General features: G+C 42.1%; 6 protein-coding genes and 1 pseudogene. 3 read left to right on the top strand and 4 right to left on the bottom strand.

The window, feature by feature from the left end; all coding sequences use genetic code 11:
* Positions 1 to 447 precede the first annotated feature (447 nt).
* Together VE944_RS31810 and VE944_RS31805 are read right to left on the bottom strand one after the other, a co-directional pair.
* On the bottom strand, positions 448 to 1578 hold the full coding sequence (locus tag VE944_RS31810) for an alpha amylase C-terminal domain-containing protein (RefSeq protein WP_324987122.1): 1131 nt from the start codon (positions 1576 to 1578) through the stop codon (positions 448 to 450).
* Positions 1575 to 1889 (bottom strand): hypothetical protein, encoded by a 315-nt coding sequence (locus tag VE944_RS31805; protein ID WP_324987119.1) that lies wholly within the window; start codon positions 1887 to 1889, stop codon positions 1575 to 1577. Before VE944_RS31805 ends, VE944_RS31810 begins: the two co-directional genes overlap by 4 nt.
* A 186-nt stretch (positions 1890 to 2075) precedes the next feature.
* Between VE944_RS31805 and VE944_RS31800 the strand changes: the two genes are divergently transcribed.
* Positions 2076 to 2210 (top strand): hypothetical protein, encoded by a 135-nt coding sequence (locus tag VE944_RS31800; RefSeq protein ID WP_324987116.1) that lies wholly within the window; start codon positions 2076 to 2078, stop codon positions 2208 to 2210.
* Positions 2211 to 2267: 57 nt separating this feature from the next.
* On the top strand, positions 2268 to 2753 hold the full coding sequence (locus VE944_RS31795; RefSeq protein WP_324987112.1) for a hypothetical protein: 486 nt from the start codon (positions 2268 to 2270) through the stop codon (positions 2751 to 2753).
* A gap of 136 nt (positions 2754 to 2889) precedes the next feature.
* Here VE944_RS31795 and VE944_RS31790 read toward each other — a convergent pair.
* Positions 2890 to 3123: pseudogene (locus VE944_RS31790) on the bottom strand (IS4 family transposase); the annotation flags it as partial.
* A 504-nt stretch (positions 3124 to 3627) separates the two neighbouring features.
* Positions 3628 to 5187, bottom strand: a complete 1560-nt coding sequence (locus tag VE944_RS31785) for a beta strand repeat-containing protein (RefSeq protein WP_324987109.1) — start codon at positions 5185 to 5187, stop codon at positions 3628 to 3630.
* Between the two features lie 431 nt (positions 5188 to 5618).
* Between VE944_RS31785 and VE944_RS31780 the strand changes: the two genes are divergently transcribed.
* Positions 5619 to 6095 (top strand): filamentous hemagglutinin N-terminal domain-containing protein, encoded by a 477-nt coding sequence (locus VE944_RS31780; protein WP_324987106.1) that lies wholly within the window; start codon positions 5619 to 5621, stop codon positions 6093 to 6095.
* Positions 6096 to 6217: the final 122 nt, after the last annotated feature.

The raw sequence follows: 6217 nt of genomic DNA, 5'->3' as shown, positions 1-6217 counted from the left end.
CATTGCATGAAAGCGGTAAGCGTACCACTCCGTGGAAGCAAGCTACGCGGAGCGTCTCCAAGAGTTGCCATGCCGGAATGGCCTATCGCTTCAAGAAGAAATCTGAGTAGGGAATGAGGAGTGTCCTTTTATAGCCGCCATTAACGGACAGTCTACACCGCTTGAAGCCCCATTCTCTCGTTGATAGTGGCATCACCGGATACCGTTGGCGAATTCATGTAAACCACAATTTATGAAGTGAGGCGCTACGACATCTCAATGCTTTGAGGGTAGTGATCGCAATTCGCCAACAGTATCTCAGTTACAACCGCAACACTGGTGGCTTGTCCTTCCAGGGAACCCAATTTGCCACTCTTTAGAACAAGCCTAGTTTCATACCCAGTCTCGATATTGAGCTTGTCTCTGAGGGTTTAACCTCTTCAATTAGCTAAAAAGGGCGATTAATATCTATATAGAATGTAACTCATCCTCTAACCACATTTGAGCAGTTCTGGGAGGGATATATAGAGTAAAACGATTACCCGAAAGTTTCATCCGATGTTTGTGAATTGAATCTGTATAGTTTCCTGGATTTTTTAAACCCCAAGTATTAAATTCAACCCAATTCTCTGTTCCACCTTTGTTAATGGCAACAATTCCCATATTTCCTCGACGGAACACTAATACAGTGTCGCTTTCATATAAGATTGCCATCGGTTCTCCATGAACGGCATTATGAAAACTAATCATGCTGAAAATATCTGGTCGTTCGGTAATCTTTGTCCATCTATCTCTGTCTTCAGGATGTTTTCCAACTGATTCATTCTGGTCAGAAAATATTAAAGGAACTCCTCCATCTTTTCCCAGTATATAAGCATAAGCCAAATGCTCATCTTGTCGATCTAATAACCAAGTGCGAAAACCATCATTATAGGGAATGTCATGATTAATAACAAAAGTTACTGCCCGATGCCAAGGCAAGGCATTGTCCTCAGCTTCGGGATGAGCTAGTCTTCTTAATGAGCCACCAATACCAAATGCTTCTCTAATAGTTTGGAATAGAGGAAAATCGTAGGCAGATATCCAAGTTTCTCGAATAAAGGGATCGATAAAAATATTTTCATCGTGATCGCTACCAGTCAAAACTTCGCCAAATAGATACTTAGAAGCTATCTGTTCGCAATCAGCAAAATTATCAATCATCCTTTCCGTCATGTGTTTGATTGCATCAATACGAAAACCATCAAAACCCATATTTGCTAAAGCAACAAGCATATTTCGTTGTTGTAATAAAACCCAAGGTGAATCGTTCAGATCGGGTAAATCGCTTAACTTACCAAATATAACTCTGTCTCGATTAGACCATTCATGATTTTGAATATTGCTAGTTTGATTAAAATCCCAAGGCGAAAACAGACCTTCGTTTAAATTACCATATAAAAGATTATCTTTAAATGTTGGATCACTTCTATATTTTTGAAGTTCGGCTTCACCTGGAAAATTTAATGGTTCCGCTCTACTTTCATTAGCCATGTGGTTAATGACTATATCAGCATAGACTCGAATTTTAGGATCAGTCTCATGACATTTCTGAATCAAGTCAATAAGTTCTTGTTTTCCTCCCAAATGAGATAAAAGAACTCGATACAGCACTTACGGCAGCTATGAGGTACATCCTCAAATCTGACAGCTTTGATAGGAAAGGGCAAGGAGAAAAACTGTATTGCATAATAGCCGGAAGCGCTGTAATCTTTCGGTTGGTAACGTTGCCACCATTGGTCGCCATTTTTATCTGAGTATAAGGGCGGAGGAATTAGGATTGCACCATAACCAGCATCATGAATTTTATCGACTGCATTGATAATATCTTTGTATTTACAATTAAAAGCATGAAAAATTACATCACGCATAGTTTTGATTCCACATATTGCTGTTTATTTCAGCATAAGAATAACAATAGTAAAGAACTACAAAGTCTAAGCACAGCATTCCAGATAAAACTAGAAATTCTTTTTCAAACGGTTGCCCACATCTTTTAGTTGAATCGTCACTTGTTATCATCTGTTTAAATTAAAGTTTGACAAGGAGTGATGGACATGGCATCTATTAACGGTACTCTTGGTAACGACAATCTGACTTGGACTCTAGAAAGTGATTTCATTTTCGGCGATCTAGGTGATGTTGGCGGTAGTCCCACAGGTTTTCTAGGTTATGCTGACTTCATACCCTAGTTTGGGATGCTCAATGGTAAATTTTGATTAGATGCTCAACATAGTTAGGGGTCTACTATGTGGTTTTGGGAAAAAGAATCGGTTGAGTACGAGGTATTTAAGAAATACGAACCAGCGTTGCTAACTATTGGTGTTAATTTCGGTGATACCGAAGTCCAAGACGCACTTGAAGGTTGTTCGTATAATTTAGAGGATACCTTGCGAAGTGCAATTGAGTATGCACTGTGGCTGAGTGAACACGAGAAAGAGATTTTCCCCAACGCCTTATTAATTCGTGCGCTACAGGATAATTGGAAGCCTAAAGCATGGCGTGATGAATATTTAGAATTGCCCATGTTCTCTTCGCCTGGACAACGGTGGTGGAAAGCCTCAGAAAAAATGTGGGGACGCGATGTGCGGAATCAGTTAGTTGTTGATGTATTTTTTGACGGAGGTGGAGAATTTATCAAATTTAGCAACGGTAAAGAGATAAGAGTAAAAACTGCATGGGTCTGGGGATGGGAACGATTGCTGGAATATGCCAGCGCAGTACCTGTTTCATAGATATGGTAATTTAATTGATATAAGGATTTACAAGTGTGCGATTCATGAAGCTGAATTTATCGCACCGTAGACGATCGCTTCATCGCAGCTATCCCAAAGGTAGTGCTAAAAAATCCTTACGGGGGGACAAAAAGGGCTAGGATGCCGATAGGATAAGCCTCATAGCTCTTTCCCCTTGTTGATAATACTTACGCTTATTAGGAGCTAGTGTCATTAACTTAGCTACTAATTCATAAGAATTTTCCATAAAATCAACCCAGTTAGACCCATATAATCCAATATAAAAACTGCTATGACGGCGAATTGTCCGCCCAGATTCTTTAATTCTACCGACATATTTTTGAACACCCATACGTTTAATTTTTTGACCTTATTGCGAATTAATGCTCTTTTTCTTTTACCATAAATTGCTACACTACTTGCCATATATCTATTTCAGGGTATTTTGTCTCCCCTCAAGAAAAAATCCGCTTCAAGTTAGCACTACTTGGAGCAACCCCCAACCCTTATACAGACTGGTGTACAGAGAGGTATAGATTTTGCTATGAGAGTAAAAAATCTAATTACGGTAGTTTAAGAATTCGTATTAAAGTAAGCTAAAAAAAGCTCCGCTACAAAGCGGTCTTAGATGATGTTTGAAAAGTATTTGGCTGTATCTAAGACTTATTGATTCCCCCAACATCCAAGCTAGTCGCTCATGGGGGAAACCCAATTTACCGCGCCCACTCTCCGATAAATTGGTGGAAAACCGGAATCTAAGTCCTCCAATTTATCGAGGAATTTAAGAGGTTCAGAACTTTTTGATACCTACAATAAAACTTTTCAAACATCTTGAAGGAGGAACATCCAGAACTAGTGTGCTTGTTGGAAATCCCTAAAGAGTAACCCCTTGCATACTGTCCTGTGGAGGAACGCCAAAAAAGGCAATTTCCTCAACATTCAATACATTCAACGTGAACTGATCGCGCTTAATAGTGTAATTGTTCGAGCTGCCTAGAATGGTATAATCACTTTTGAAATCAGGCAAAATTAGCTTGTCCGATCCCGAACCACCATCGATCGTGGCATTACCGTAACCAACATCAGATGTGTCGGCTCCATATCCACCCTTAATCACAATATCGGCAATAGCGCCCCCTTGGTTTGAAACGGGATTACCGCTATCATCAATTCGACGGGCCTTGAAGGAATCGTTACCGTTTCCGCCATCAATCGTGCCGCCTTGGATGCCAATGCTGGTGCCATAGCCAGTAAGGGTATCAGCTCCTGCCCCAGAAGAAATAATGCCATTGGTATTAAGAATACCTGTGCCTAGACCCATGCCAGTACCGATGATGGTATTGTTGCCATCGCCTAAACTGATAGTGCCACTGTTAATAATGCCTATACCTACACCGGGTGCAATCTTCACTGGGCCGCTCCCAAAAGGGTTATCATCGTAGAACCCTGCACCGCCGATGCCTGTGCCAGAGATAAAGTCGTTTCCTTGGTCTCCATTGATCACGCTACCCTCACTGTTGGAGATGCCTATACCTCTACTTGCATTGTATGATGCAAAAGGTAGCACAACGGCAGCACCACCGTTGCCGATACCAGTAATAGAATCGTTTCCAAGACCTCCACTAATCACGCTAGCACCACTGTTAAAGATGCCTGTACCATCCGCAATATCACCACTACCAGTTCCAGTTCCAAAGATGGAATCGTTCCCTTGTCCTCCATTAATATCGCTGCTCCCAGTGTTAGAAATTCCTTGAGCACTCTCCTCATAAGTAAGTGCAGTTCCTGTGATCAAGTCGTCCCCCAATCCTCCATCAATGCGGCTATCCTGAGTATTATTGATGCCCCCGTTTCCGGTTCCCTTGATCGAATCTTTTCCATCTCCTCCATTAATGTAGCCGCCCTGAGTGTTAGAGATACCTATACTAAATCCAAGGTAACCTCGATAGCCTTCACCGCCAGTGCCTGCGCCTTCGATAGTATCGTCTCCCATCCCTGCATTGGTGGTGCCACTGTTAGCAATGCCTGTGGCTGTGCCGCCAGTATCGCCAGTTCCGCCAGTACCAGTACCCTTGATAGTATCGCCTTTCCCCCCTGCATTGATGGTGCCACTGTTAGCAATGCCTATGCCTGTGCCGCCTAAGCTGCCTAAGCCGCCAGTGCCAGTACCTTTGAGAGTATCGCCTCCCTCCCCTGCATTGATGGTGCCACTGTTAACAATGCCTGTGCCGCCAGTATCGCCAGTTCCGGTGCCGTCATCTGTGCCGCCAGTGGCACTACCCTCGATAGTGTCGTTACTTGCTTGGGTATCAATGACTCCGTTTTTTAGAACCTCAATTCCAATTGCTGGTAATGCATTATCCTCTTGTCCCACCACTAGATCGGAACTAGAAGTGCCTTCTAATGGGGGCAAAGAAACAATTAGTCTGGACATAATATAATTTTCCGCAATTGTGTGTGATGTGTGTAACTTTCGGCAAGCCGTAACTTTGGGCACGCGCTTAAGCGCTGCACACTGTTTGTTTAATTTGCCATTTTCTCTGTACGTGCAATAACACCTTTAGAACAGCTCCTTCCTTATTTCATGGGAATGAAGTATTCTTATGCAAATCTCCCAATCTTTTTTACAGGATGTTGAAAAGAGGTCATCAAATCCAAGCGCGTAAGTTCTGCACGGATGCTTATTTCAACCCTCGTTTTGAAAAATCCGATTATAAGTGTCGGTAATTTATTTTTAGGTAATTGAGTTGCGATCCAACGCGATCGCTAGATTAAAGTAAGTTCAAAAAAGCTTACTAATAAAACGTTCCAAGTTACTAGTGCAGTGTTGTTGTTAGGTAACCACTACAAAGCCAAGGGGGTGCAATGTCCGCTTTCAGGAGTACTTGTTGGAGATGGTTTCTGGGAATTACGATTAGCGGACAAGTGTGCAATCCTACCTTTGCTCAGGTCACTCCTGATGCCTCTGTGGGAACTCAAGTGCAGCAAATCGACAACACTACCTTGGATATTACAGGGGGTACAACCGTTGGCAATACAAATTTATTCCATAGTTTTAGCAACTTTAGTATTCCAAGTGATCAGGTAGTCAATTTCCAAAACGCCCCTACCATCAACAATATTTTGGTGCGAGTTACAGGGAGAAACCCCTCTGACATCCAAGGAACACTTGTAACTCAAGGTAATGCTAATTTCTTTTTAATGAATCCTAACGGCATCATATTTGGACAAAATGCCTCATTAAATGTTAATGGTTCATTTATTGGCACAACAGCTAATGCGATCCAGTTTCCGGGTGGTGGAGAATTTTCCATGACTTCACCCACCCGTCAATCCGCTTAACCCTTTGCTGAGTGTGAATCCTTCTGCATTTCTATTCAATCAAATTCCATCCCAGCCTGTTGGGCCGATTCAACTCAATGAAGCATTTCTATTCGTTCCTGAGAGTCAGAGTTTAGTGCTAT

The sequence above is a fragment of the Nostoc sp. genome (assembly GCF_035638895.1).
Lineage (GTDB): Bacteria > Cyanobacteriota > Cyanobacteriia > Cyanobacteriales > Nostocaceae > Nostoc.
Note: the sequence above shows the minus strand (reverse complement) of the source record. Positions and strands in the feature narration are given on the sequence as shown.